This is a genomic window from Burkholderia sp. Bp9143 (assembly GCF_003853645.1).
In the GTDB taxonomy this organism is placed as follows: domain Bacteria; phylum Pseudomonadota; class Gammaproteobacteria; order Burkholderiales; family Burkholderiaceae; genus Burkholderia.
Genome location: NZ_QTPO01000056.1, coordinates 31,686 through 56,279, shown reverse-complemented (window position 1 = coordinate 56,279; position 24,594 = coordinate 31,686). Strand labels below are relative to the sequence as shown.

The following is a 24,594-nucleotide window of genomic DNA, read 5'->3' as shown; positions in this document are numbered from 1 at the left end:
CGGCCGTAGCCGACGTTCACGCACCAGAGGCCGGCCATCCCGTCGATGACCTTGTTGCCGTCCGAGTCCCACAGGTAGACGCCGTCGGCCTTCACGATCACGCGGCTGCCCGCGCGATTGAGCGCCCCCATGTCCGAGAACGGATGGATGTGGTGCGCGGCGTCGAGCGCGCGGTATTCGGCGGTCGAGCGTGCCTGCGTCGTGCGGGCCGCCGGCGCGGCGGGCTGGATCCACGCGGATTCGTTGCGGTAAGTCATGTTTCCTCCGTATTTCCTGAATGCGGTTGTGCGCTCGCTTACACGTGCAGCAGCAGATGACGGCGTTCCCACGAGCTGATCACGCGGAAGAACGCTTCGTATTCGGTTTCCTTCAGCGCGAAATACGCCTTCAGGAACTTGTGGCCGAGAATCTCGCCGAGCGGCTCGCAGGCGGCCATCAGCGTGAGCCCTTCCTCGAGGTTGCGCGGCAGCTGGTACGGCAGGTCGTAGCCGTCGCTGACGAGCGGTTCGGTCGGCTCGAGGCGTTGCGTCATGCCGAGATAGCCGGCCGCGAGCGTCGCCGCGAGCGCGAGGTACGGGTTGCAGTCGACGCCCGGGATCCGGTTCTCGATGCGGCGCGCGGCCGGGCCCGAGTGCGGAATGCGGAAGCCGACCGTGCGGTTGTCGTAACCCCACTGCACGTTGATCGGCGCGGCCATGAAGCGCGACAGCCGGCGATACGAGTTGATGTACGGCGCGAAGATCGGCATCAAGGCGGGCGTGTACTTCTGCAGCCCGGCGAGATAGTTGTAGAACAGCGACGTCGCGCCGCCCGTTTCCGGCGACGTGAACAGGTTGCGGCCCGTTTCCTCGTCGACGATGCTCTGGTGCACGTGCATCGCGGAGCCCGGCTCGTTTTCCATCGGCTTGGCCATGAAGGTCGAGTACATGTTGTGGCGCAGCGCGGCCTCGCGCACCGTGCGCTTGAACAGGAACACCTGGTCGGCCAGCGACAGCGCGTCGCCGTGCATGAAGTTGATCTCCATCTGCGCGGCGCCGACTTCGTGGATCAGCGTGTCGATGTCGAGGTTCTGCGCTTCGCAGTACTCGTAGATGTCCTCGAACAGCGGGTCGAACTCGTTCACCGCCTCGATCGAATACGACTGGCGGCCCGTCTCGGGGCGGCCCGTGCGGCCGACCGGCGGACGCAGCGGCAGGTCCGGGTCCTTGTTCATGTCGACCAGGTAGAACTCGAGCTCCGGCGCGACGACCGGCTTCCAGCCCTTCGCCTTGTACAGGTCGAGCACGCGGCGCAGCACGTAGCGCGGCGAGATCTCGACGGGCGAGCCGTCGAAGTGCACGCAGTCGTGGATCACCTGTGCGGTCGGGTCGACGGCCCACGGGATCAGGCGAATGGTCGACGTGTCGGGCACGCACACCATGTCGGGATCGGTCACGCCGGTCAGCGAGCCGTCTTCCGGATAGTCGCCGGTGACGGTCTGCACCATCACGGCCTGCGGCAGGCGCATCGATTCGCCGGACGTGAACTTGTTGCGCGGCGTGATCTTGCCGCGCGCGATGCCGGCCATGTCGGGAATGATCGCTTCGATCTCGGTGATCCGGTGCTGCTTCAGAAAGTCTTCGATGTCTTGCATGTCTGTTCTCGTTATGTGGGTCGGCGCGCTCAGGCGAGCGCGGCGGCGGCCGTGGCGCGCGTGCGGGCGTTGCGGCGCGCGCGGCATGCGTCGCCGAAGGCGCGGAAGATCGCGCTCGACAGCTGGTCATGCGCATGCCGCCATTCCGGGTGCCATTGCACGGCGAGGGCGAAGGCCGGGGCATCGACGACGCTGACGGCCTCGATCAGGCCATCCGGCGCGACGGCTTCGACGGCGAGGCCGGAACCGAGCTGCGCGATGCCCTGCTTGTGCAGCGAGTTCACGTGCACGTCGTCGCGGCCGCCGGCGAGCGTGTGCAGCACGCCGCCGGGCCTCAGGCGCACGACGTGCGCGGGGCCGTATTGCGTGTCCATCGGCGCGTCGTCGTCCTCGCGGTGATCGGCGAGCCCCGGCACTTCGTGCACGCGCTGGTGCAGCGTGCCGCCGCAGACGACGTTCAGCTCCTGGAAGCCGCGGCACACGGCCAGCACGGGCACGCCTGCCGCGATTGCCGCGCGCAGCAGCGGCAGCGTCGTCGCGTCGCGTGCGGGATCGTGCTTCGTGCCGGGCGTGCTCGGCTCGCCGCCGTACAGGTGCGGCTCGACGTTCGAGTAGCTGCCGGTAAACAGCAGGCCGTCGACCGTGGCGAGCACGTCGTCGACCGACTGACGCTCGCCGAGCGCGGGCAGCACCATCGCGAGCGCGTGTGCGCCGTCGACGATCGCCGCGACGTACTTGTCGCCGACCGTGTGCGACGCATGTGCGCCGATCTGCGTGAAGTCGGCTGTGATGCCGACGAGGGGTTTCCTTTCCATGACGTCAATCAGTTATCCATAGGGATGTGTCATGCGTTGCGCGGGAAAACTGCAAAACGCAGGCGTGACACGGCCCCGCAGCCTGGCGCAGAGCGTCAAGGCCGCTGGTGAATGGGCGCGGCGGGTTCGCATGGCGATCCGCGCTGCGCGCGACGGTCAGGCCGTCGTTCGTTTCGTTGCGCTGTGCGACGCGGCAATGGATGCGCGAACGCGTTCCGTCACCGCGCAGACGACGCGATTGACGAACAGGCAGCTGAAACGAACGACGAGAAAAGGAGGAGAGGCGCTATGGCAGCAGCGACGCGACTTCGTCGGTATCGACGGCCACGAATGCGCGTGCGGAAACGGCGTTGTGACGCCGAACGGAACGACGGGACAGGATGGTGTAGATCGACAGATGCAGCAGGCGAGGACTATGCCAGCCGCAACTGCCATCGGAAGCGGGAGCAGCGCTGCGCAAACTTCGCACATCGCCTCGATCCCACCTCACCAGAGGGCCACGGACTCTCACGATTACACTCGACTGGTTTGTTGAAAGTATTGAACACCTGATCGTTTCGGCGCGCGGGGCGTTTAAAATAATCAAGGTGTCGGGCCTGCGTCATTTACATCGATTGGCATCAATTTTTACGTTGCGATAACGTTTTCTGGTGCCGATGAATGGTCGATGACGCCGACCTGAGAGCCAGCATATACGAGTCAAAAACGGCGTCAAATGTTTTTTGACGGTCTCGTGTCAGGGCTTTCCCGAAGCACTGCGAACAAAAGATTCGCAAATGGAATGACTGGCGGGGTGTTCATTATTTCGAACGGCTTTCAGGGTTTTCCCCGCTGATGCGCGGCATAAAGTGATTAGAATATTCAACGGCTGCCCAACACGTCGTTTCACTTTTTCACCGCACTACTATCGTGTCCGAAACCGAATCGATGTCCACCGAAGTCGCCGAGCGCCTGCGTTTCGTGCGCAACAAGCATGGCCTGTCGCAGCGCGAACTCGCGAAGCGGGCCGGCGTGACCAACGGCACGATCTCGCTGATCGAACAGGGGCGCGTGAGCCCGTCGGTCGGCTCGCTGAAGAAACTGCTCGAATGCATCCCGATGAGTCTCGCGGAGTTCTTCACGTTCGAGCTGGTCGAATCGCGCTCGGTCGTGTCGCGGCGTGACGAGATGCCGAACCTCGGCAACGACGCGCTCGCGTTTCACCTCGTCGGCGCGGGCGTGAAGGACCGCAACATGTGCATCATGCGCGAGATCTACCAGCCGCTCGCCGATACGGGGCCCGAAATGCTCGTGCACGCGGGGCACGAAGGCGGCGTGGTCGTGTCGGGCCGGCTCGAGCTCACCGTCGACGGCGCGACCTGGCTGCTCGACCCCGGAGACGGCTATTACTTCGAAAGCCGTTTGCCGCACCGTTTTCGCAATCCCAGCGCGGAACAGCTCTGCGAGGTCGTGTCGGCCAATTCGCCGGCCACCTTCTGACCGCGCATCATCGCATTCGCCGCCGGCAGTGTTGCCGTTGCGCGGCGTGCCGAAGCGCGAATGCCACAACCATTGAGGCATCCTGAATGAACAAGTTGACTTTGGCTGACTGGCAGGACAAGGCGGCGTCGCTCGAGATCGAAGGGCGCGCATTCATCGATGGCGCGTCGCGCGACGCGCACGGCGGCAAGACCTTCGACTGCGTGAGCCCGATCGACGGCCGCGTGCTCGCGAAGGTCGCCGATTGCGGCGAGGCCGACGTGAACGCCGCCGTCGCGGCCGCACGCCGCGCGTTCGACGCGGGCGTGTGGGCCGGACTGAACCCGCGCGCGCGCAAGGCCGTGCTGCTGCGCTGGGCCGCGCTGATGCGCGAGCATCTCGACGAACTGTCGCTGCTCGAGACGCTCGACGCGGGCAAGCCGATCGGCGACACGACGACGGTCGACGTGCCGGGCGCCGCCTATTGCGTCGAGTGGTTCGCCGAAGCGATAGACAAGGTCGGCGGCGAAGTCGCACCGGCCGACCATCATCTCGTCGGTCTCGTCACGCGCGAGCCGGTCGGGGTGGTCGCGGCCGTCGTGCCGTGGAACTTCCCGATCCTGATGGCCGCATGGAAGTTCGGCCCGGCGCTCGCGGCCGGCAACAGCGTCGTGCTGAAGCCGTCGGAGAAGTCGCCGCTGACCGCGATCCGCGTCGCGCAACTCGCCTGCGAGGCCGGCATCCCGGCCGGCGTGTTCAACGTCGTGCCGGGCGCGGGCGAACCGGGCAAGCTGCTCGCGCTGCATCGCGACGTCGACTGCATCGCGTTCACCGGCTCCACGACGGTCGGCAAGCTGATCATGCAGTACGCCGCGCAGTCGAACCTGAAGCGCGCGTGGCTCGAACTCGGCGGCAAGTCGCCGAACATCGTGCTGCCCGATTGCCCGGACCTCGACCGCGCCGCGCAGGCCGCGGCCGGCGCGATCTTCTACAACATGGGCGAGATGTGCACGGCCGGCTCGCGCCTGCTCGTGCATCGCGACATCAAGGATGCGTTCATCGAGAAGCTGGTCGCGGCCGCGCGTGCGTACGTGCCTGGCAACCCGCTCGACCCGTCGGTCTCGATGGGCGCGATCGTCGACGGGATCCAGCTCGAGCGCGTGCTCGGCTACATCGACGCCGGGCGCAAGGAAGGCACGCTCGTCACGGGCGGCGCGCGTGTGAAGGCGGAGACGGGCGGCTTCTACGTGGAGCCGACGGTGTTCGAGGTGAAGCCCGATGCGAAGATCGCGCGCGAGGAAATCTTCGGTCCCGTGCTGTCGGTGATCGTGTTCGACGATGTCGACGAGGCGGTGCGGATCGCGAACGATACCGAGTACGGGCTCGCGGCGGCCGTGTGGACGTCGGACCTGACGACCGCGCACGACGTGTCGCGCCGGCTGCGGGCGGGCACGGTGTGGGTGAACTGCTACGACGAAGGCGGCGACATGAACTTCCCGTTCGGCGGCTACAAGCAGTCGGGCAACGGCCGCGACAAGTCGCTGCACGCGCTCGAGAAGTACACCGAGCTGAAGTCGACGCTGATCCGGCTGCGCTGACGCGGCCGGCGGTCGGGCGCAGTGCCGACGGGCGCTGCGCCCGCGCGCGTCAGGCCGTGCGCAGCGCCGGGTGGAAGCCCGCGGCTTCGATGATCGACTGCACGCGTTCGGCGCCTTGCGCCGATTCGACCTTGACCGTCTTCGTGGCCACGTCGATGTCGAGCTTCGCGGCCGGGTCTACTGCCGTCACGGCGCGCGTGATGGCGTTGGCGCAGCCGCCGCAGGTCATGTCCTGGACTTCGAATTCCATCGTGTTCTCCTGGGTTGATTGGCGATTGACAACATCACCAGCATGAAGCTTGCCATGGTGGGAAGGTCAAGCCCGTTGGCGGCGTTCGGCAGCGCACAAGCATTTTGTAAAGATGAAGTCAGACGAATCGCAATTCGCCTGGGTGCGTCAGTCCGAATTTTTCCCGATTGACGATTGCGCGTTGTCGGCGAAATCTGGCGGAGCCTTGCACGACAAGGTGCGTGTCACATCGACGACGCACAATGCCCATGAGGCAAGTAAGGGTACTCGGAGGTGATAATGCGAATCGATCTTACTATCGGTTCCCTTCGATATTTCATTTCGTGACCCACATGAATCGTTTCGCTTTCGGCTTCGCGCTGGCCCTGCTGGGCGCATCGGCAACGTCCGCATTCGCTGCCGACGATGTCGTCAACCTGACCCTGAAGGACCACAAGTTTTCGCCCGACGGCGTGACGATTCCGGCCGGCAAGAAGGTGAAGTTCGTCGTGAAGAACCTCGATGCGACGCCCGCGGAATTCGAAAGCGACGATTTCAAGGCAGAGAAGGTCGTGCCGGCCGGCAAGTCGGTCGAAATCCTGGTCGGGCCGCTGAAGGCCGGGACCTACGAGTTTCACGACGAGTATCACGAAGTGCAGTCGAAGACACACCTGACCGTCAAGTAAGCGGATATCGCCATGCTGTCTACCGCCCTGATCGTCTTTCGTGAAGTGCTCGAGGCCGCGCTGGTGGTCTCGATCGTGATGGCCGCCACGAAGGGCGTGCCGCGGCGCGGCTGGTGGGTCGGCGGCGGGCTCGTCGGCGGCGTGATCGGCGCCGGCCTGATCGCCGCATTCGCCGACGTGATCTCGCAGTGGGCGTCCGGCATGGGGCAGGAAGTCTTCAACGCCGGCGTGATGTTCGTCGCGACGCTGATGCTGGCGTGGCACTGCATCTGGATGAGCCGCCACGGCCGCGAGATGGCGCTGCACATGGGCGAGGTCGGGCGGGCCGTCGCGGCCGGCAGCCGGCCGCTGACGGGGCTCGCGATCGTGGTCGGCGTCGCGGTCCTGCGCGAAGGCTCCGAGGCCGTGCTGTTCCTGTACGGCATCGCGGCGGGCGATCCGGGACAGACGCCGCAGATGATCGTCGGCGGGCTGCTCGGCGTGCTGGGCGGCGCCGGGCTCGGCTATGCGATGTATGCGGGCCTGCTGCAGATTCCGCTCAAGCGCCTGTTCTCCGTCACCAACGCGCTGATCGTGCTGCTCGCGGCGGGGATGGCGAGCCAGTGCGTCGGCTTCCTGCTCGCCGCCGGCCTCGTGCCGTCGTGGGGCGATGCGGTCTGGGATACCTCGTGGCTGCTCAAGGAAACGAGCATCGTCGGCAAGGCGCTGCATACGCTGATCGGCTATACCGCGCGTCCGGCGGGGATCCAGATTGTCGCGTACGTCGGCACGCTGGTCGCGATCGTCGTGCTCGCGCGGCTCGTCGGCCGGCCCCGGACGGCCATGCCGCCGCCGCCGCGGCCCGTCGCCTGAGCGGGCGGGGCCAAATGCAAGAAGGGGCGTCGTGGACGCCCCTTTTTTTGCGTTGACGGTTCGCGCGCAGCCGCGCGGCCCGTTCAGCGATGGCTGTCGATCCACGCGCGGGCCCATTCGAGCCCCGCTTCGCGCGCGTCGTCCTCGGTATCGAACACGCCGAGCACGCCCGACGCTTCGACGAGCCGGTTGTTCTGCGTGATCGTGCCGCTCGCCGCGAAGCGTTCGGGCTGCAGGATCTCGTCCTGTTGCAGGATCGAATGGCCCCAGATCTGGTAGCCGTGATAGGTCTGCGCTTCCATTATCGCGTCACCTCCGCGGAACGGCGGCTCGTGCCGACGCGCAGCACGTTGCCGTCCGGCGTGTATTGCCGCGGGATATTGGTGTAACTGAGTGCGTGCGGCGTGTCGGGCACGGCCGGCTGCATTACCGTGAGCCGGCCCGGCGCGGGCTGCGCGACCGGGCGCGGCGCGGCCGGCGCGTCGACCGCCGCGGCGGTCGGTCGATGCGGCGCGGCTTTCACAGCTTGCGCGACGCGGCGCTTGTGCAGCTTCACTGCGGCCTTCGGCTGCACGCTCGCGTGCTTTTCCGCGGTCTTGCTGCCGGCGTGCGCGTCGGCGCCCGTGCGCGCGGCCGGCATACGGGCATCCGGCGTACGGGCATCCGGCGTGCGTGCCGCCGGCAGCCGTGCTTCGGGCGGGTTCCAGACTTCGACGTAGTGCTCGGCCGCCCAGCCCGTCGACGCGAAGGTCAGCGCCAGCAATCCGCATCCAAACAGTCTTACCATGGTCTCTCCGTCAGTCTCGTCGGCGCGCCGGACTGCGCTGCGCCGATTGCTTACTCCACCGTCACCGACTTCGCGAGGTTGCGCGGCTTGTCGACATCGGTGCCGCGTGCGCACGCGGTGTGATACGCGAGCAACTGCAGCGGCACGACGTGCAGGATCGGCGACAGCTGCCCGTAGTGTTCCGGCATCCGGATCACGTGCAGGCCGTCGTCGTTGACGATCTGCGTGTCCGAGTCCGCGAACACGTACAGCTCGCCGCCGCGCGCGCGCACTTCCTGCATGTTCGACTTCAGCTTCTCGAGCAGCGTGTCGTTCGGCGCGACCGTGACGACCGGCATCGCTTCCGTGACGAGCGCGAGCGGCCCGTGCTTCAGTTCGCCGGCCGGATAGGCCTCCGCGTGGATGTACGAGATTTCCTTCAGCTTCAGCGCGCCTTCGAGCGCGATCGGGTAGTGCAGCCCGCGGCCGAGGAACAGCGCGTTTTCCTTGCGAGCGAATTCCTCCGACCACGCGATGATCTGCGGCTCGAGCGCGAGCACGCTGTTCAGCGCGGCCGGCAGGTGGCGCAGCTGCTTCAGGAATTCTGCTTCCAGCGCGGCGTCGACGTGCCCGCGCAACTTGCCGAGCGTCGCGGCCAGCACGAACAGCGCGACGAGCTGGGTCGTGAACGCCTTCGTCGATGCGACGCCGATCTCGGTGCCCGCGTGCGTCAGGAACTGCATCTCGGTGAGGCGCACCATCGCGCTCGTCGCGACGTTGCACACCGCGAGCGTATGCGTGTGACCGAGCGATTGCGCGTGCTTGAGCGCGGCGAGCGTGTCGGCCGTCTCGCCCGACTGCGAGATCACCAGCACGAGCTGGCGCGGGTTCGGCACCGACTCGCGGTAGCGGTATTCGCTCGCGATCTCGACCTGGGTCGGGATCTTCGCGATCGATTCGAGCCAGTATTTCGCGGTGAGGCCCGAGTAGTAGCTCGTGCCGCACGCGAGGATCAGCAGACTGTCGATGTCCGCGAACGCGGCGGGGGCCGCATCGCCGAACAGCGTCGCGTCGAATGCTTCGGTTTGCGGTACCGTGTCGCTGATCGCGCGCGGCTGCTCGAAGATTTCCTTCTGCATGAAGTGGCGATACGGGCCCAGCTCGACCGCGCCGCCGTACGCGCTGACCACGCGGATCTCGCGCTGCGCGAGCGCGCCGTGGCGATCGACGATCTTCACGCCGTCGAGCGACAGTTCGCACACGTCGCCTTCCTCGAGGAACGTGAAGCGGTCGGTGCTGCCGGCCAGCGCCAGTGCGTCGGATGCGAGGAAGTTCTCGCCGTCGCCGTGGCCGACGACGAGCGGCGAACCCTGGCGCGCGCCGACGACGGTGTGCGGCTGGTCCTTGTGGGTCACCGCGATCGCATACGCGCCGTGCAGCTGCTGCACGGCTTCGCGCACGGCCTCGAACAGGTTGCCGCGATACAGGCTGTGCACGAGGTGCGCGATCACTTCGGTGTCGGTCTGCGACACGAATTCGTAGCCCTTCGCGCGCAGCGCTTCGCGCAGCGTCTCGAAGTTCTCGATGATGCCGTTGTGCACCAGCGCGAGCGCGTTCGACGAGAAGATCGGGTGTGCGTTGTGCGTGACGGGCGCGCCGTGCGTCGCCCAGCGCGTGTGTGCGACGCCGGTCGCGCCTTCGAGATGCGATTCGCGCACCTGCGCGTCGAGATCGGCGACGCGCGCGACGCTGCGTGCGCGCTTCGGCGCGCCCGGTTCGAGCACGGCGACGCCGCACGAATCGTAGCCACGGTATTCGAGGCGCCGCAATCCTTCGATCAGCACCGGAACGATATTACGCTGCGCAACTGCGCCGACAATGCCGCACATGAATGGTCAATCCTGTAAGTCGACGCGGGCGCCGTCCGGGCGCCCGCAAAGGGTTCAGCTCTTCTTCTTGACCGGGCGGACGTAGCCGCTCTTCGCGGTCTGCGTCTTCTCGTTCAACGCGAGGACGCCTTCGGCGACATCCTTCCAGATCGTCGTGCCGGCCGCGATCGTCACGCCGCGGCCGACGCGCACCGGCGCGACGAGTTGCGTGTCCGAGCCGACGAACACGTCGTCCTCGATCACGGTGCGGAACTTGTTCGCGCCGTCGTAGTTGCAGGTGATCGTGCCCGCGCCGATGTTCACGCGCGCGCCGATGTCGGCGTCGCCGATGTACGTCAGGTGGTTCGCCTTCGAGCCGTGGCCGATCACCGCGTTCTTCACCTCGACGAAGTTGCCGACGTGCGCTTCGTCCGCGAGCTGCGCGCCCGGACGCAGCCGCGCGTACGGGCCGATCACGGTGTTCGCGCCGAGCTCGGCGCCGTCGATGTGCGTGAACGCGTCGATGCGCGTGCCCGCGCCGATCGACGCATTGCGGATCACGCAGTTCGCGCCGATCGTCACGTTGTCGGCGAGCGTCACGTTGCCTTCGAACACGCAGTTCACGTCGATCGACACGTCGCGGCCGCAGCGCAGCGTGCCGCGCACGTCGAGACGCGCCGGATCGGCGAGCGTGACGCCGTCGACGAGCAGCGCATCGGCGACGTTGCGCTGATGGATGCGCTCGAGTTCCGCGAGCTGCGCCTTGCTGTTCACGCCGAGCGTTTCCCAATCCTCGTCGGGCTGCGCCGTGACGATCTCGAAGCCGGCCTCGATCGCGAGCTCGACGACGTCGGTCAGGTAGTACTCGCCCTGCGCGTTCTCGTTCTTCAGCGCGCCGAGCCACATCGACAGCTGCGCCGTGGGCGTGACGATGATGCCGGTGTTGATCTCGGCGATCTTCAGCTGCTCGGGCGACGCATCCTTCTGCTCGACGATGCGCGTGACGAAGCCGGATGCGTCGCGCACGATGCGGCCGTAACCGGTCGGATCGTCGAGCGTGACGGTCAGAATCCCGTAGCGGCCCTCGCGTGCGGCGTCGACGAGACGCCGCAGCGTCGACGCGCGGGTGAGCGGCACGTCGCCGTACAGCACCAGCGTCGGCTGTGCGGGATCGAGCAGCGGCAGCGCCTGGCGTACCGCATGGCCGGTGCCGAGCTGCTCGGCCTGTACCGCGAACTGGACGTCGGGCGCGGCGACGGCGGCCTGGACCTGCTCGGCGCCATGACCGACGACGACGACGAGCCGCGACGGCTGCAGCGTGCGCGCGGTGGCGATGACGTGGGAGAGGAGCGGCCTGCCGGCCAGGGGATGGAGCACTTTCGGCAGCGCGGAACGCATGCGCTTGCCGGTGCCTGCCGCCAAAATCACGATATTCATGGCGCCAGCTTGTCAGAGGAGTTCGAAGCTGTCCATTTTAGCATGCGGCCCCTGGCGTTCCGGGCCTGTCGCGGCGGGGCGACAGCGCCGGAAAACGGGGCTTGCGCCCCGCTCCGATGGGTGTTCCGGCCCTGCTTACAGGTCGTCGAACTGGACGATCGAGATCGGTTTGGCGGCGCCCGGCGCGGCGGTGTCGTCGCCGGACGCGCACGGTTCCTCGTCGAACGCGATGTCGCCCTGCGGATCGGCTTCGCCCGTCGCGCGCAGCGACGCGAACGGGAACTGGGTCGTATCCATCAGGTGCGACGGCACGACGTTCGCGAGCGCGCTGAACATGTTGTCGACGCGGCCCGGGAAGCGCTTGTCCCACTCGCGGATCAGCGCCTTCATTTCCGCGCGCTTCAGGTTCGGCTGGCTGCCGCACAGGTTGCACGGGATGATCGGAAATTCGCGCAGTTCCGCGAATTTCTCGAGATCGGTTTCCTTCACGTACGCGAGCGGGCGGATCACGACGTTCCTGCCGTCGTCCGACTGCAGCTTCGGCGGCATCCCCTTCAGCTTGCCGCCGTAGAACATGTTGAGCAGCAGTGTCTGCAGGATGTCGTCGCGGTGGTGGCCGAGCGCGATCTTGGTCGCGCCGAGCTCGCCGGCCACGCGGTACAGGATCCCGCGGCGCAGCCGCGAGCACAGCGAGCAGGTCGTCTTGCCTTCGGGCACGAGCCGCTTGACGATGCTGTAGGTGTCCTGGTTCTCGATGTGGAACGGCACGCCGACCTGCGTCAGGTACTCGGGCAGCACGTGCTCGGGGAAGCCCGGCTGCTTCTGGTCGAGGTTGACCGCGACGATGTCGAAGTCGATCGGCGCGCGCTCGCGCAGGCGCAGCAGCACGTCGAGCATCGCGTAGCTGTCCTTGCCGCCCGACAGGCACACCATCACCTTGTCGCCCTGCTCGATCATGTTGTAGTCGCCGATCGCCTGGCCGACCTGGCGCACGATCCGCTTGAACAGCTTGTTGTTCTCGTACGCTTCCTTCTGCTCGCGGCGCGTCAGCGCGCGGCGGCCGGTGTCGGAGATGGTGGCTTCGATGGCGGCGCCATCGGCTGCCGTGTCATTCATGTGGGGGGCGTTCATGCGCGCTCCTCGTCCTTGATGCGAAAGACTTCGACGCCGACGGCGTCGCAGTCCGGATAGGCGTCCGGTTTCTCGGTACAGACGCGTACCGCGCGCACGGCGTCGTGCGCCAGCAGGTTCGCGGCGATCGCGTCGCACAGCGTTTCCTGCAGGTGGATGTGGCCGCGCGCCACGCTCTGCGCGACGCTCTGCTTCATCAGGTCGTAATCGACGACTTCGTGCAGCCGGTCGTCGACGGGGGTGGACAGCGCGAGCGGCACGAACAGGTCGACGTTGATGACGACGCGCTGCTCACCGCGCTTCTCGTGTTCGAAGGCCCCGATGTTGATGTGCACCTCGTAGTCGCGCAGGTAGAGCCTGCGGCAGTCCGCGAGGCGGGGGTGCAGGAGAGCGGAAAACATGGTCGTCCCAGTCAAATTGGCGTGCGCACACGCAAAGTGGCGCGGGTGGCGGCATTCAGGCCGCGCGATCCGCGCAGTTCATTCATTCGGGCCGGCGGCGGGCGGCACGAGGTGCTCGCCGCCGTCGACGGTCAGCGTCGCGCCCGTGACGCCGGGCGCGCTCGCGAGATAGCAGGCCGCCGCCGCGATGTCGTCCGCGTGCGGCGCGTGGCCGCGCACGAGCGCCGCGACGCGCACCTTCGGTGCGAGGGCCAGCGCCAGCGCGGAGGTCGCGCGGTTCAGCGCGGCCTGCATCAGTGCATGCGACAACTGCGCCGGCGCCGGGTGAAACAGGGCCTGATCCAGCACGTGGATCGCGCAGGCGCGCAGCGATTCGTCGTCGCGCGCGGCGTCGGGCGTCGCGTCGGCGAGCGCGCGGGCCAGCGCGAGCGGCGCGGCCACATTGCGCGCGAGCGCGCCGGCGAGCGACGCACCGTCCACGGTGTGCGCGTCGTCGGTGCCGGCGCATGCGCTCACGAACACCACGCACGCCGGCCGGCCGAGCGTCGCGCCGCATGCGGCGACGAGCGCGGCCGCGTCGGTTTCCAGGGCCAGATCGGCGTCGAGCACGGCCGCGCGGCGGCCGTGTGCGGCGACTTCGGCGACGAGCGCGTCGGCGGCAGCGCGCGGCGTGCCGGGGCTGCGCTGCAGCGCGACGTCCCAGCCGCGCTGCGCGAATCCGGTCGCGAGCGCACGACCGAGCGACGCGGCGTCGGCGGCGCTGCCCAGCGCGCCAGCGACGAGCGCGATGCGCGGGGTCGACGTATCGGCTGAAACGGTCATTTACAATGCCGGGATGAACCCGAAAGCTCACGAACCCGCTAGTTTACCTGCTCCCGGCCCTGATGCGCTCGCGCAGTCCGAAACCCTCGCCGCGCAGTTGCGCGACGAGATCGCGGCGGCCGGCGGCTGGCTGCCGTTCGACCGCTTCATGGAGCGCGCGCTGTACGCGCCCGGCCTCGGCTATTACAGCGGCGGCGCGCGCAAGTTCGGACGCCGCGCCGACGACGGCAGCGACTTCGTGACCGCCCCGGAGCTGTCGCCGCTGTTCGCGCGCACGCTCGCGAATCCCGTCGCGGAAGCGCTCGCGGCAAGCGGCACGCGCCGCGTGATGGAATTCGGCGCGGGCACGGGCAAGCTCGCGGCCGGGCTGCTCGCGGCGCTCGATGCGCTCGGCGTCGAACTCGACGACTACCTGATCGTCGACCTGTCCGGCGAGCTGCGCGAACGGCAGCGCGACACGATCGCGGCGGCCGCGCCGGCCCTTGCCGGGAAGGTGCGCTGGCTCGACGCGCTGCCTGAGCGCTTCGACGGCGTCGTGGTCGGCAACGAGGTGCTCGATGCGATGCCGGTACGCCTCTTCGCGAAGGCGGGCGGCGCGTGGCTCGAGCGCGGCGTCGCGCTCGACGCGCGGCACGCGTTCGTGTTCGACGACCGGCCCGCCGGCGCGGCAGGCCTGCCGCCGGTGCTCGCGACCCTCGACGTCGACGACGGCTACGTGACCGAGACGCACGAAGCCGCGCTGGCGTTCACGCGAACCGTGTGCACGATGCTCGCGCGCGGCGCGGTGCTGCTGGTCGACTACGGCTTTCCCGCGCACGAGTACTACCATCCGCAGCGCGACCGCGGCACGCTCATGTGCCACTACCGTCATCATGCGCACGACGACGCCTTCCTGTACCCGGGGCTGCAGGACATCACCGCGCACGTCGAATTCACCGGCATCTACGACGCGGGCGTCGCGACCGGCGCGGACCTGCTCGGCTACACGTCGCAGGCGCGCTTCCTGTTGAACGCGGGCATCACCGACGCGCTGGCCGCGATCGATCCGTCCGACATCCACCAGTTCCTGCCGGCCGCGAACGCGGTGCAGAAGCTGATCTCGGAGGCCGAGATGGGCGAGCTGTTCAAGGTCATCGCGTTCTCGCGCGGGATCGATGGCACGCTCGACGCGTTCGCGCGCGGCGACCGCTCGCACGCGCTCTGACGGGAGCCAGGATGCTGCGCTGGCTGATGGCGTCGTTCGTCGCGGTGATGATCCTGACGCGCTGCTGGCCGTGGCTCGGCAAGTTCGGCATCGGGCGGATGCCGGGCGATGTCACGCTGACGCTCGGCGGGCGGCGCTACCCGTTCCCGTTCATGTCGACGCTGGTGCTGACGATGCTGGTGTCGATGGTGGCGCGGCTGCTCTGACGGCGAGTGTCGATGATCGTGGGTTGCCTCGAACCGCGCCGAAGACGGCGCGTCGCGGTCCGGCCGCAGCGCGCGTGATGGCTCGGCGCATTACAGTTCGATTTCGCCGAGGATCCGGTGCGCGAGCGCCTTCGCTTCGTTGAACGCCTCTTCCTCGCTCGGGCTCGTCGTGTGGACGTCGTAGCGCATGTTCTCCGTCTCGTCGCCGTCGTCCCGCGCGAGGATCACGTAGCCTTGGAACTGTCCGTTGGCGGCGTGCTGCGTATGCGCCTTGGCCGTGTAGATGCCCTTCGTGAACGTGTTCGTGTCCATCGTGCCTCTCCCGCAATAGGACACTTCATCGTAGCACTGCGGCGCAGCATGTACAGCGCCGCGTATCGGCGTCCGATCTGAGCGCCGTCATCATCCCGTCACCGTTCGAGCAGCGCGACGACCTCGTCGAGCGTCGGCGCGTGTGCGCCCGTATGCCGGCATGCGGCGGCGCCCGCCGCGAGCGCGAACGCGAGATGCTCGCGCCACGACCGCTGCGGCGCGGCCATCATGCTGAACAGCATGCCGCCGATCGACGCGTCGCCCGCGCCGACGGTGTCGACCACCTCGACGCGCGGCGGGCTGGCCTCGAGCACGTCGCCGTCCGCGTGGAGCGTCGCCGCCTGCGCGCCGCGCGTGACGAGCACGGCCGCGCGCGGATTCAGCGCGCGTACCGCCGCGATCGCGTCGGGGCCGTCGCCGCCGAACAGGTGGCGCAGGTCCTCGTCGGATACCTTGATCAGGTCGGCGAGCGCGGCCATCTTCTCCAGCGTCGGCCGGTACGCGGCCGTCATCAGGTTCCGGTAGTTCGGATCGAAGCTGATCTTCACGCCGCGCGCGTGCAGGTCGGCCGCGAGCGCGACGAGCGTGCCCGCGAGCGGTTCGCGCACCAGGCTGATGCAGCCGAAGTGCGCCCATTTCACGTGTTCGACCCAGCCGGCCGGCAGCCGAGCCGGGTCGAACGCGAGATCCGCGCTCGCTTCGCCGATGAAGAAGTACGCGGGCGGCCGCGTCTCGTGGACGATCGCGAGCAGCGGCGCACGTGGCACGCGCTGCAGGAAGCGCAGGTCGAGGCCGGCGGCCTCGCTGGTGCGCCACAGCACGTCGGAGAAGCAGTCCTCGCCGATCGCGCCCGCGAGCGCGCTCGGCATGCCGAGCCGCGCGACCGCGCGCGCGACGTTCCAGCCGGCACCGCCCGGCACCGACGTCCACTGCGCGTCGCCCGCGCGCACCATGTCGGTCAGGATGTCGCCCGCCGACACGAAGGCCGGAAACGTGCCGCCGCTCATTGCGTCGGCTCGCTGCGCGCCGCGCGCGCGAGGGTCGCGAGCACGTCGTAGCATGCGCCCATCGTGTGATAGTCGGTCTTGCCGGCCGGGCTCTTCTCGTCGCTGTACTTGCGGTTGTCACAGGTGAGGATCCGGTACCACGCGCCGTAGCGGTGATCGATGAAATGCGCCCAGCTGTAGCGCCAGATCTCGTCGTACCAGTCCCAGAAGCGCTCGCTGCCGGTGCGCGCGCCGAGCATCGCGGCCGCCGCGAAGGTTTCCGCCTGCACCCAGAAATACTTGTTGTGGTCGCAGATCGTGAAGTCGGGGCCGAAGCCGTAGCAGAGGCCGCCGTGATCGGCATCCCACGCGTGCGTGAGCGCCGCGTCGAACAGCTCGGCCGCGCGCGGCACGAGCCAGTCGAGCGGGCGGTGCCGCTCCAGGATCAGCAGCAGCTTCGCCCATTCGGTCTGGTGTCCCGGCTGGAAGCCCCACGGACGGAAGATGTTCGAGCTGTCTTCCTTGTTGTAGTCCCAGTCGACCGACCAGTCCGCGTGGTAGTGCTCCCACACGAGGCCCCCTGACAGCGAAGCCTGGCGCTGCGTGATGTGGGTCGCGAGCTTTTCGGCGCGATCGAGATAGGTGAGGTGGCCGGTTGCCTCGTACGCGGCGAGCAGCGCTTCCGTCATGTGCATGTTCGCGTTCTGGCCGCGGTACGACGACACGTTCCAGTTCGGCGTCGCATCGTCCGCGTAGAGGCCTGCTGCCGCATCCCAGAAGCGGTGTTCCGCGAGTTCGTAGGTCGACGCGATCAGCGCGCGCGCCTCGTCGATGCCGGCCATCGTCGCGTGCGCGGCGGCCAGCAGCACGAACGCGAGCCCGTAGCAGTGGCGCGTGCCGTCGAGCGTCGCGCGCTTCGCGCCGTCGCGCCAGTCGAGTTCCCAGTCGTAGCCTTGCAGCGCTTCGTCCCAGTGCGCGTCGCGCAGGAAGCGCAGCCCGTGGCGCGCGTACTCGAGATGGCGCGGATCGCCGAAATGCCGGTACGCCATCGCGTAGTTGAAGACGAACCGGCAGCTGCTGACCAGGTGCCGCGACGTGCGGTTGTAGATGCTGCCGTCGTCGCGGAAGTAATGGTAGAAGCCGCCCGTCGGGTCGAACGCGTTCGTCGCGTAGAAGCGCAGCGTGTCCTCGACGTGCGACAGCAGGAACGACGGCTCGCGGAAGCTCGCGACGAACGGTGCCGTTTGCGCGTGGTTGGCCGGCGTGGCCGTGGGGGATTGGGCCGGGGGCATGTTCATGATTCGGTGACCGTGGCGGTATCGAATGCCGGCGAGCCGGCGGGCTGGCTGCTGGCCCGCACGATCAGCTCGACGGGCAGGGAGATCTCCGTGTGCTCGGGCGCTTCCGCGAGCAGCAGTTCGACGCCGCGGCGGCCGAGCGCTTCCTTGTCGACGGCGAGCGTCGTGAGCGGCGGGTTCGCGTGCGCGGCGGCCGGGATGTCGTCGAAGCCGACGATCGCGATGTCTTCCGGAATCCGCACGCCGCGCGCGATGCACACGCGCTGCGCGGCCAGCGCGGCGGCGTCGTTGTACGCGAACACGGCGTCCGGGCGCGGGCCCGGCGCGTCGAGCAGCTGCTGCATCGCGCGCGCGGCGCCGGTGTCGGGGTCGAGCCCGGCGTCGATCGTCACTTCGTAGGCGGGATCGAACAGCCGCCCGGCCTCGAAGAACGCGCGCCGGTAGCCGATCGCGCGCTGCGCGATGCTGTAGTGCGCGGCCGAGCCGCCGATGAACGCGATCCGCGAGCGGCCGATGGCGAGCAGGTGGCGCATCGCGAGCGCCGCGCCCGTCGCGTTGTCGATGTTCACCGAGCGCAGGCCGGGCGCCCACAGGTCGATCAGCACGAGCGGCCGGCCGGTCGCGGCGAGCGCCTCGATCGTCTCGGGCTCGATGAAGCCGGCCACCGCGATCGCGTCGGGGGCGTGCGGGCGCATCTGGCGCAGCACGTCGTCGTTCGGGCCGACCGTGAGCAGCGTCGGCACGATGCCGCGCTCGCGGCACGCGTCCTCGACGCCGTGCAGCACGTGCGAGAAGAACGGGCTGGCGGGAAAGCGGTTGTGCTGGCGGTGCAGCAGGAAGGTGAGCCGGCGGACGCGCGGCCGCAATTGTGCCGGATCGTAACCGAGCCGCTGCGCGATCTCGACGATGCGCGCCCGCGTGGCTTCGGACAGGCCCGGCTGATTCTTCAGCGCGCGGGAGACGGTGCCGATCGAGACCTCTGCCGCCCGCGCTACGTCGCGAATGGTGGTGCCCATCGTTCGGGGTCCGGTTTGTTTAGGATGACGGCGATTGTATAGTAAAAAACGGCGCCTAATTCGGGCCGGATTACCGGGGAATACCCGGAAATAACGGGGTTTTTACGTGCTAATCTGCGAAAACGCCGTTACTAAAAATACTAAACAAAACGCGAAAAAGGCAAGGTGATCATACGGAATGTGGCGGCGGCGGGAGGGAGTCGGTCGGGCGCGTTCAGATGCCGGCGTGAAAGAGGCGGGCGGGGCGATCGGCTGGCGGTTGCCCGGAAGCGGCCCACCACGCTGGCGCAGCACCGGCAACGTCGTTCGGGCGGCCCGGCGACCTGCCTGCGACCGGCAACTGCCCGCCGTTCAGCCCGCCGCCGCGTGCGGCGGCTCGCCGCGATCGCGCAACGCCGCGCGGCCCGCGTCGAGATCGACCACCGCGAGTCCGCCCGGCTGCTGTTTCGCGCGCCGCTTCGCGAGCGCCGCGACCGACGCGATCTCGTCGCTGCCGTAGCGCATCGCGCCGTTCGCGCCGGCCGGCACGCCGACCGCGCCGATCGCCATCGTCACGAAGCCGAAGAACGCGGGGTTGCCGTGGCGGTCCTCGCCGCGCAGCCCGCCCGACAACCGGTCGGCCTGCGTGTAGAAGCGCTGCGCGCCGTCGTTGAAGCGGGCGATCGCATCGGCCGCGCGCGTGTGCCAGTCGTCGCGCTGGAACAGCACGAGGAAATCGTCGCCGCCGACGTGCCCGAGAAAGTCGCGCTGCGGATCGCACACGCCGGCCAGCACCGTCGCCGCGAACTTCAGCACTTCGTCGCCCTGCCAGTAGCCGTACTGGTCGTTGAACGGCTTGAACTGGTTCAGGTCGACGTAGCACGCGTGGAAGCCGGCGTCGCGCGCCAGCAGGCGCTCGATGTGCGCGCTGATCGGGATGTTGCCGGGCAGGAACGTCAGCGGATTTGCGTAGCGCGCGGCCTCGATGCGCATCTCGGTCACCGCGCGCACGAGGCTCTCGCCGGTGCCGAGCCCGACGTAGCGGCCGTGCTCGGTGATCACGAAGCCGTCCGCGAGGTAGCGCTGGTCGTGGCTCGCGAGGACCATCGCGAGCTGCTCGACCGTCGTCGCGTTGTCGATCATCAGCGGCGCGTCGTTCGCGAACTGCAGGCACGGCTTCTTCCCGAACACCTCGCGGTGGTACGGCAGCGCGAAGCGGTCCATGAAGCCGCGCCGGTTCACAAGCGCGACCGGCCGCCCGCGTTCGACGAGCGCGACCGCGTGCAGGGCGGGCATCCGGTTGAACAGGTCGAGCACGTCGTTGCTGGTGGCATCGCGCGGCAGCGCCGGCGCGGGGACGAGCATCTTCGCCGCGATCGTGCCGGCCGGCCGCACGGCGCGGGTCGCACCGGGAAACACCGCGATGTGCGGGGTGCGGATCGCGTCGCGCGCGGCCGGCGCGACGACCGGCGACGGATGCGCGTCCGGCCGGCCGAGCAGGAAGCCCTGCACGCAGCAGATGCCCATGTCGCGCACGACGATCAGGTCGCACTCGTTCTCGATCCCTTCCGCGATCAATTGCGCGCCGCTCGCGTGCGCGAAGTGCTGCATCGCCCTGACCGCCTCGAACTTGAGCGGATCGCGCGCGATGTCGTGGATGAAGAAGCGGTCGATCTTCACGACATCGGGGTGCAGGCGCAGCCACAGGTTCATGCTCGCGTTCGCGGTGCCGTAGTCGTCGAGCGCGAACTGGATGCCGGCGTCGCGCAGCGATGCGACCGCCGGCCCGATGCGCGCGACGTCCGGCAGCGCGGTCTGCTCGGTCAGTTCGATCACGATGCGCTCGGCGCCGATCCGCGCACGGACGAGCAACTGCCGCGCGCGCTCGCGTTCGCGCGCGAGTTGCAGGATCGTGCCTGCGCTGAAGTTGAGGAACAGCTTGCCGTCGCAGCCGAGCGCCGCGAATGCGTCGAGGCAGGTGAGCGCGGCCGCCTGTTCGAGCGCGACGGTCGCGCCGTCGCGGGCGGCCTGCGCGAACAGCGCGGCCGGCGGCTCGAGGTCGGTGCCGCGCGGGCCGCGGATCAGGCCTTCGTAACCGACGACCGTGCCCGACCCGAGGTCGACGATCGGCTGGAACACGGCCGCGAGCGCGCGTTCCGCGATCAGGCGGGTGGTGGGGGCGGCGGACGGGGCGGGATGGGGCGCGGGCATGGGCGAGGACAGCCGAGGCGACGGGACGCCCGACTTTAACGGCAGGGCGCGCGGAGAATTGAATGAAGATTTCGTGACGCGATGCGCGTCGATGGTGCATGCGTCGCGTCGGGCTGAGGGTTTGCGGCGGCGCGGCGGAGGAAGCGGGGGAGACGGGGGGAGACGTGGGAAGCGGGAAGCGGGAGGCGGAAGGCGGAAGGCGGGGACCAGAAAGGAGAATACCCCGCGCGGCCAGCCATGCCGGCCGCGCATCTCCCGCTTCAGCGCTTGCCCGTGTTCAGCGCGCCTTGCGTGCGCGCCGCCCCGGCCGCGGCGCCCTCGCCATCACGCTCGCCGCTCATGTCGCGCGCGCCCCAGCGCTGCGCGAGCGCCGCGCAGGCCATCAGCTGGATCTGGTGGAACAGCATCAGCGGCAGCACGATCGCGCCGACCGCCTGTGCAGAGAAGATCACCTTCGCCATCGGCACGCCGGCCGCGAGGCTCTTCTTCGATCCGCAGAAAATGATCGTGATCTGGTCGGCCCGGTTGAAGCCGAGCCGCTTGCTGACGAACGCGGTCAGCACCAGCGCGATCACGAGCAGCACGACGTTGACGACCAGCAGGCCGCCGAGCGCGTGCGCCGGAATCTGGTGCCACAGCCCCTGGTTCACGGCCTCGCTGAACGCGACGTAGACGACGAGCAGGATCGAGCCCTGGTCGACGAAGCGCAGCACGCCGCGGTTGCGTTCGATCCAGCCGCCGATCACGGGCCGCAGCAGCTGGCCGGCGACGAACGGCACGAGCAGCTGCATCACGATGCTGCCGACCGTGCTCCACGGCGATGCGGCCGCGGCCGACTGCGACGTGATCATCAGCCCGACGAGCGCCGGCGTCACGAAGATCCCGAGCAGGCTCGACGCGGACGCCGCGCACACCGCGGCCGGCACGTTGCCCTTCGCGATCGACGTGAACGCGATCGACGACTGGACGGTCGACGGCAGCGTGCACAGGAACAGCACGCCGGCATAGAGCGTCGGCGTGACGAGCGGCTGCAGCACGGGCTTCAGCGCGAGGCCGAGCAGCGGGAACAGCGCGAACGTGCTGAGCAGCACGACCGCATGCAGCCGCCAGTGGGTCGCGCCCGCGACGACGGCTTCGCGCGACAGCTTCGCGCCGTGCAGGAAGAACAGCAGGCCGACCGCGATGTTGGTCGCCCAGTTGAACGCGTGGGCGGCCGGGCCGCGGCACGGCAGCAGGCTCGCGAGCACGACGGTGCCGACGAGCGCGAGCGTGAAGTTGTCGGGAAGGAAACGGGGACGGGCCATCGGGGAACTCGATTCGGAAACGGCGGGCGCGCATGTCGCGCGCGCGAAGCCGACATTGTCCCGATTGGTTATTCAATACACAAATTCATTGTGTGAATCCATTGATGAATCAATTGCATGCTGCGATCGCGCAACAACGCTCGCCCGCGGGCGCCCGCCGGTGCGCAAAACAGCAGAAGAATGTTCTGTCGCGATCGCACCCGGAAGTGAAAAAACCTAGCAGTAACATGGTGTTACACCGATGCCGGCGACATAACATTTTTTGGCTCGACACCGTTTCGGACCGCTCATAAATTACTGCTGAAAGGCTTGCGTCGGCCGGAAACAGCCGGCGGCGAGCGGAAACAGGCACTGAATGATGACGGAACGGGTGAAACTGAAGGTCGGACGATGGGTGGCAGGCGTGCTCGGCGCGCTGCTGATGCCGCTTGCGCTCGCGCAACCGCCGCACGGCGGCCAGGCGTTCGGCGGCGGCGGCGGCGGCGGCCACGGCTTCGGTTTCGGTCACGGTTTCGGCGGCGGCGAGATGCGCCCGTACGGCCAGCCGGGCGGCCACGCACAGGTGTGGCGCCGGGCGCTGCCGCCGGGCGGCGCGCGTGCCGGCGGCGTGAGCGGCTACGGTTCCCGCTGGGGCCTGCGGCCGACGCCGTCTTACGGCCATTACGCCGCGCAGAGCCCGTATCGTCCGATCAGCGCCGATTCCCGCCAGATGCCGCGCCCGCCGGGCGGCGGCAACGTGCCGCTGCGTGCCGGCTCGATCCGCGCCGACGTCGCGCGCTACAACGAGGAGCGCGGCGGCCGTCCGATGCCGCCGCCCCGCTCGCAGGAAGAGCCTTCCCACTCGCCGTTTTTTTCCCCGTTCTACCGAAACTGAGCGCCCCGCGCGTTCGTCCCCCCGCCGGCCGTGATGCGAATTCGCCACAGTCGCGCGCAGATTTCCGCTGATTTTCCCGCCGCATTGCGCTATCTTTCGCGCCCGGCACGCGCGCGCCCCGCGGCCGTCCCGTCGCGTGCCCGCTCCGCGCGGGGCCGCCGAGGCGCGCCCGGCCACGTGTCGATCCCCGCGAAGTTAATGCCGCCGCTATACCCGCAATAAGTGTGCGCAATTTTGACCGGACAAATGATCCGTAAAGATGGCTGCGCCCCATACGACGCAAGCAATCGGCTCCAAAAACAACGCTCGCGCCACTTATCGACTATTCGACAAATCCTGGAGATCCCATGAAAGCATTCGCTCGCCGTGCGTCGCGCACGTCTGTCAAGCTGATCGCCGCGGCCGCCTGCGTGGCGGCAGCCGCACCCGTCCACGCGCAGTCGAGCGTCTCGCTCTACGGTCAGGTCGACGAATGGGTCGGCGCAACCAAGTTCCCGGGCGGCAATCGCGCATGGAACGTGTCGGGCGGCGGGATGTCGACGTCGTACTGGGGCCTGCACGGTGCAGAGGACCTTGGCGACGGCTACAAGGCGATCTTCACGCTGGAAAGCTTCTTCCGTGCGCAGAACGGCCAGTTCGGCCGCTTCCAGGGCGACACGTTCTTCGCGCGCAATGCGTACGTCGGCGTCAGCTCGCCGTACGGCACGGTGACGGCGGGCCGCCTGACGACGCACCTGTTCCTGTCGACGATCCTGTTCAACCCGTTCTACGACTCGTACACCTTCTCGCCGATGGTGTACCACGTGTTCCTCGGCCTCGGCACGTTCCCGACCTATCCGAGCGACCAGGGCGCGGTCGGCGATTCGGGCTGGAACAACGCGCTGTCGTACACGTCGCCTTCGTTCGGCGGCCTGAATTTCGCGGCGATGTACGCGCTCGGCAACACGGCCGGCGACAACCGTTCGAAGAAATGGAGCGCGCAGTTCAACTACGCGAACGGCCCGTTCGCGGCGACCGCCGTCTATCAGTACGTGAACTTCAACAACGGTCCGCAGGACCTGAGCTCGCTCGTGACCGGCATGAAGAGCCAGGGCATCGGGCTGGTCGGCGCGACCTACGACCTGAAGTACGTGAAGCTGTTCGGCCAGTACATGTATACGAAGAACGACCAGGTCGCCGGCAGCTGGCACGTGAATACCGCGCAGGGCGGCGTGTCGGTGCCGCTCGGCGTCGGCAACGCGATGGCGTCGTACGCGTACTCGCGCGACGGCGGCGGCCTCGACCAGACGCGCCAGACCTGGGCCGTCGGCTACGACTATCCGCTGTCCAAGCGTACCGACGTCTATGCCGCTTACATGAACGACCACATCAGCGGCCTGTCGAGCGGCAACACGTTCGGCGCGGGCATTCGCGCGAAGTTCTGACGATTCGCCCGCGGGACGCGCGCACGCAGCGCGCGTCCCGTCAGCCGGCTTTCCGCCCCGAAACGGCGCCGCTCCCCGCGGCGC

At 68.3% G+C, this 24,594-nt stretch carries 25 protein-coding genes and 1 pseudogene; 8 read left to right on the top strand and 18 right to left on the bottom strand.

What is annotated here, in order from left to right:
• The 4 genes and pseudogenes from DIE23_RS32405 to DIE23_RS40480 all read right to left on the bottom strand — a co-directional run.
• A pseudogene (locus tag DIE23_RS32405) lies at positions 1-257 on the bottom strand (aminotransferase class III-fold pyridoxal phosphate-dependent enzyme); the annotation flags it as partial.
• A 38-nt stretch (positions 258-295) separates the two neighbouring features.
• The gene (locus tag DIE23_RS32400) at positions 296-1,633 is read right to left on the bottom strand and encodes a glutamine synthetase family protein (protein ID WP_124616062.1); all 1,338 of its coding nucleotides are present in this window, start codon (positions 1,631-1,633) and stop codon (positions 296-298) included.
• Between the two features lie 29 nt (positions 1,634-1,662).
• Positions 1,663-2,448, bottom strand: a complete 786-nt coding sequence (locus DIE23_RS32395; protein WP_124616060.1) for a gamma-glutamyl-gamma-aminobutyrate hydrolase family protein — start codon at positions 2,446-2,448, stop codon at positions 1,663-1,665.
• Between the two features lie 286 nt (positions 2,449-2,734).
• Positions 2,735-2,917 (bottom strand): hypothetical protein, encoded by a 183-nt coding sequence (locus DIE23_RS40480; protein ID WP_006402789.1) that lies wholly within the window; start codon positions 2,915-2,917, stop codon positions 2,735-2,737.
• A 458-nt stretch (positions 2,918-3,375) separates the two neighbouring features.
• On the opposite strand from DIE23_RS40480, the gene DIE23_RS32385 reads away from it, so the two are divergent.
• Positions 3,376-3,927, top strand: a complete 552-nt coding sequence (locus DIE23_RS32385; RefSeq protein ID WP_014895828.1) for a cupin domain-containing protein — start codon at positions 3,376-3,378, stop codon at positions 3,925-3,927.
• 86 nt (positions 3,928-4,013) lie between these two features.
• Positions 4,014-5,504 carry an aldehyde dehydrogenase gene (locus DIE23_RS32380; protein ID WP_124616058.1) on the top strand — a complete coding sequence of 497 codons (1,491 nt, stop codon included), beginning with the start codon at positions 4,014-4,016 and terminating at the stop codon, positions 5,502-5,504.
• Positions 5,505-5,553: 49 nt separating this feature from the next.
• On the opposite strand, the gene DIE23_RS32375 is transcribed toward DIE23_RS32380, so the two are convergent.
• Positions 5,554-5,754 (bottom strand): heavy-metal-associated domain-containing protein, encoded by a 201-nt coding sequence (locus DIE23_RS32375; protein ID WP_124616056.1) that lies wholly within the window; start codon positions 5,752-5,754, stop codon positions 5,554-5,556.
• A 332-nt stretch (positions 5,755-6,086) separates the two neighbouring features.
• Here DIE23_RS32375 and DIE23_RS32365 point away from each other — a divergent pair, with 332 nt between their 5' ends.
• Both DIE23_RS32365 and DIE23_RS32360 read left to right on the top strand, forming a co-directional pair.
• Positions 6,087-6,419, top strand: coding sequence for a cupredoxin domain-containing protein (locus DIE23_RS32365; protein WP_124616054.1), 333 nt, complete (start codon positions 6,087-6,089; stop codon positions 6,417-6,419).
• Positions 6,420-6,431: 12 nt separating this feature from the next.
• Positions 6,432-7,271 carry an FTR1 family protein gene (locus tag DIE23_RS32360; RefSeq protein ID WP_124616052.1) on the top strand — a complete coding sequence of 280 codons (840 nt, stop codon included), beginning with the start codon at positions 6,432-6,434 and terminating at the stop codon, positions 7,269-7,271.
• Between the two features lie 83 nt (positions 7,272-7,354).
• Here DIE23_RS32360 and DIE23_RS32355 read toward each other — a convergent pair whose 3' ends face one another.
• From DIE23_RS32355 to DIE23_RS32325, 7 genes are all read right to left on the bottom strand, one after another.
• Positions 7,355-7,573 carry a hypothetical protein gene (locus DIE23_RS32355; protein WP_014895833.1) on the bottom strand — a complete coding sequence of 73 codons (219 nt, stop codon included), beginning with the start codon at positions 7,571-7,573 and terminating at the stop codon, positions 7,355-7,357.
• Positions 7,573-8,058, bottom strand: coding sequence for a hypothetical protein (locus tag DIE23_RS32350; RefSeq protein WP_124616049.1), 486 nt, complete (start codon positions 8,056-8,058; stop codon positions 7,573-7,575). The genes DIE23_RS32355 and DIE23_RS32350 overlap by 1 nt, the downstream gene beginning before the upstream one ends.
• 50 nt (positions 8,059-8,108) lie before the next feature.
• Positions 8,109-9,926 (bottom strand): glutamine--fructose-6-phosphate transaminase (isomerizing), encoded by a 1,818-nt coding sequence (gene glmS / locus DIE23_RS32345; RefSeq protein ID WP_124616047.1) that lies wholly within the window; start codon positions 9,924-9,926, stop codon positions 8,109-8,111.
• 54 nt (positions 9,927-9,980) lie between these two features.
• Complete coding sequence (glmU, locus tag DIE23_RS32340) at positions 9,981-11,342, bottom strand: bifunctional UDP-N-acetylglucosamine diphosphorylase/glucosamine-1-phosphate N-acetyltransferase GlmU (protein WP_124616045.1); 1,362 nt, start codon at positions 11,340-11,342, stop codon at positions 9,981-9,983.
• Positions 11,343-11,477: 135 nt separating this feature from the next.
• Entirely contained in the window at positions 11,478-12,473 is a 996-nt protein-coding gene (gene ttcA / locus DIE23_RS32335; protein ID WP_124616043.1) for a tRNA 2-thiocytidine(32) synthetase TtcA, read from the bottom strand.
• A complete protein-coding gene (locus DIE23_RS32330) occupies positions 12,470-12,874 on the bottom strand; it encodes a dihydroneopterin aldolase (protein ID WP_124616041.1) in 405 nt (134 codons plus the stop codon). Before DIE23_RS32330 ends, ttcA begins: the two co-directional genes overlap by 4 nt.
• A 78-nt stretch (positions 12,875-12,952) precedes the next feature.
• Entirely contained in the window at positions 12,953-13,696 is a 744-nt protein-coding gene (locus DIE23_RS32325) for an SDR family oxidoreductase (protein WP_124616039.1), read from the bottom strand.
• 13 nt (positions 13,697-13,709) lie between these two features.
• Between DIE23_RS32325 and DIE23_RS32320 the strand changes: the two genes are divergently transcribed.
• Positions 13,710-14,900: a class I SAM-dependent methyltransferase gene (locus tag DIE23_RS32320; RefSeq protein WP_124616037.1), complete on the top strand. Its 1,191-nt coding sequence runs from the start codon at positions 13,710-13,712 to the stop codon at positions 14,898-14,900.
• 11 nt (positions 14,901-14,911) lie between these two features.
• Entirely contained in the window at positions 14,912-15,106 is a 195-nt protein-coding gene (locus DIE23_RS32315; protein ID WP_057928625.1) for a DUF2905 domain-containing protein, read from the top strand.
• 90 nt (positions 15,107-15,196) lie between these two features.
• Here the strand turns inward: DIE23_RS32315 and DIE23_RS32310 are convergent, their stop codons facing one another.
• The 6 genes from DIE23_RS32310 to DIE23_RS32280 form a co-directional block, all read right to left on the bottom strand.
• Positions 15,197-15,418, bottom strand: coding sequence for a hypothetical protein (locus DIE23_RS32310; protein WP_059523876.1), 222 nt, complete (start codon positions 15,416-15,418; stop codon positions 15,197-15,199).
• A gap of 98 nt (positions 15,419-15,516) precedes the next feature.
• Positions 15,517-16,425: a carbohydrate kinase gene (locus tag DIE23_RS32305; RefSeq protein ID WP_124616035.1), complete on the bottom strand. Its 909-nt coding sequence runs from the start codon at positions 16,423-16,425 to the stop codon at positions 15,517-15,519.
• A complete protein-coding gene (locus DIE23_RS32300) occupies positions 16,422-17,702 on the bottom strand; it encodes an AGE family epimerase/isomerase (RefSeq protein WP_124616033.1) in 1,281 nt (426 codons plus the stop codon). The genes DIE23_RS32305 and DIE23_RS32300 overlap by 4 nt, the downstream gene beginning before the upstream one ends.
• Positions 17,699-18,718 (bottom strand): LacI family DNA-binding transcriptional regulator, encoded by a 1,020-nt coding sequence (locus DIE23_RS32295; protein ID WP_124616031.1) that lies wholly within the window; start codon positions 18,716-18,718, stop codon positions 17,699-17,701. The genes DIE23_RS32300 and DIE23_RS32295 overlap by 4 nt, the downstream gene beginning before the upstream one ends.
• A 351-nt stretch (positions 18,719-19,069) precedes the next feature.
• Positions 19,070-20,908 (bottom strand): EAL domain-containing protein, encoded by a 1,839-nt coding sequence (locus DIE23_RS32285; RefSeq protein WP_124616027.1) that lies wholly within the window; start codon positions 20,906-20,908, stop codon positions 19,070-19,072.
• Positions 20,909-21,168: 260 nt separating this feature from the next.
• Complete coding sequence (locus tag DIE23_RS32280) at positions 21,169-22,212, bottom strand: bile acid:sodium symporter family protein (protein ID WP_124616025.1); 1,044 nt, start codon at positions 22,210-22,212, stop codon at positions 21,169-21,171.
• A 358-nt stretch (positions 22,213-22,570) separates the two neighbouring features.
• On the opposite strand from DIE23_RS32280, the gene DIE23_RS32275 reads away from it, so the two are divergent.
• The gene (locus DIE23_RS32275) at positions 22,571-23,086 is read left to right on the top strand and encodes a peptide-binding protein (protein ID WP_124616068.1); all 516 of its coding nucleotides are present in this window, start codon (positions 22,571-22,573) and stop codon (positions 23,084-23,086) included.
• A 347-nt stretch (positions 23,087-23,433) separates the two neighbouring features.
• Positions 23,434-24,510, top strand: a complete 1,077-nt coding sequence (locus DIE23_RS32270) for a porin (RefSeq protein ID WP_124616023.1) — start codon at positions 23,434-23,436, stop codon at positions 24,508-24,510.
• Positions 24,511-24,594: the final 84 nt, after the last annotated feature.

Bases quoted from the DNA above. Each gene is read 5' to 3' on its own strand.
- DIE23_RS32400 (WP_124616062.1), bottom strand. From the start codon at position 1,633: ATGCAAGACATCGAAGACTTTCTGAAGCAGCACCGGATCACCGAGATC.
- DIE23_RS32395 (WP_124616060.1), bottom strand. From the start codon at position 2,448: ATGGAAAGGAAACCCCTCGTCGGCATCACAGCCGACTTCACGCAGATC.
- DIE23_RS32385 (WP_014895828.1), top strand. From the start codon at position 3,376: ATGTCCACCGAAGTCGCCGAGCGCCTGCGTTTCGTGCGCAACAAGCAT.
- DIE23_RS32380 (WP_124616058.1), top strand. From the start codon at position 4,014: ATGAACAAGTTGACTTTGGCTGACTGGCAGGACAAGGCGGCGTCGCTC.
- DIE23_RS32375 (WP_124616056.1), bottom strand. From the start codon at position 5,754: ATGGAATTCGAAGTCCAGGACATGACCTGCGGCGGCTGCGCCAACGCC.
- DIE23_RS32365 (WP_124616054.1), top strand. From the start codon at position 6,087: ATGAATCGTTTCGCTTTCGGCTTCGCGCTGGCCCTGCTGGGCGCATCG.
- DIE23_RS32360 (WP_124616052.1), top strand. From the start codon at position 6,432: ATGCTGTCTACCGCCCTGATCGTCTTTCGTGAAGTGCTCGAGGCCGCG.
- DIE23_RS32355 (WP_014895833.1), bottom strand. From the start codon at position 7,573: ATGGAAGCGCAGACCTATCACGGCTACCAGATCTGGGGCCATTCGATC.
- DIE23_RS32350 (WP_124616049.1), bottom strand. From the start codon at position 8,058: ATGGTAAGACTGTTTGGATGCGGATTGCTGGCGCTGACCTTCGCGTCG.
- glmS (WP_124616047.1), bottom strand. From the start codon at position 9,926: ATGTGCGGCATTGTCGGCGCAGTTGCGCAGCGTAATATCGTTCCGGTG.
- glmU (WP_124616045.1), bottom strand. From the start codon at position 11,342: ATGAATATCGTGATTTTGGCGGCAGGCACCGGCAAGCGCATGCGTTCC.
- ttcA (WP_124616043.1), bottom strand. From the start codon at position 12,473: ATGAACGCCCCCCACATGAATGACACGGCAGCCGATGGCGCCGCCATC.
- DIE23_RS32330 (WP_124616041.1), bottom strand. From the start codon at position 12,874: ATGTTTTCCGCTCTCCTGCACCCCCGCCTCGCGGACTGCCGCAGGCTC.
- DIE23_RS32325 (WP_124616039.1), bottom strand. From the start codon at position 13,696: ATGACCGTTTCAGCCGATACGTCGACCCCGCGCATCGCGCTCGTCGCT.
- DIE23_RS32320 (WP_124616037.1), top strand. From the start codon at position 13,710: ATGAACCCGAAAGCTCACGAACCCGCTAGTTTACCTGCTCCCGGCCCT.
- DIE23_RS32315 (WP_057928625.1), top strand. From the start codon at position 14,912: ATGCTGCGCTGGCTGATGGCGTCGTTCGTCGCGGTGATGATCCTGACG.
- DIE23_RS32310 (WP_059523876.1), bottom strand. From the start codon at position 15,418: ATGGACACGAACACGTTCACGAAGGGCATCTACACGGCCAAGGCGCAT.
- DIE23_RS32305 (WP_124616035.1), bottom strand. From the start codon at position 16,425: ATGAGCGGCGGCACGTTTCCGGCCTTCGTGTCGGCGGGCGACATCCTG.
- DIE23_RS32300 (WP_124616033.1), bottom strand. From the start codon at position 17,702: ATGAACATGCCCCCGGCCCAATCCCCCACGGCCACGCCGGCCAACCAC.
- DIE23_RS32295 (WP_124616031.1), bottom strand. From the start codon at position 18,718: ATGGGCACCACCATTCGCGACGTAGCGCGGGCGGCAGAGGTCTCGATC.
- DIE23_RS32285 (WP_124616027.1), bottom strand. From the start codon at position 20,908: ATGCCCGCGCCCCATCCCGCCCCGTCCGCCGCCCCCACCACCCGCCTG.
- DIE23_RS32280 (WP_124616025.1), bottom strand. From the start codon at position 22,212: ATGGCCCGTCCCCGTTTCCTTCCCGACAACTTCACGCTCGCGCTCGTC.
- DIE23_RS32275 (WP_124616068.1), top strand. From the start codon at position 22,571: ATGACGGAACGGGTGAAACTGAAGGTCGGACGATGGGTGGCAGGCGTG.
- DIE23_RS32270 (WP_124616023.1), top strand. From the start codon at position 23,434: ATGAAAGCATTCGCTCGCCGTGCGTCGCGCACGTCTGTCAAGCTGATC.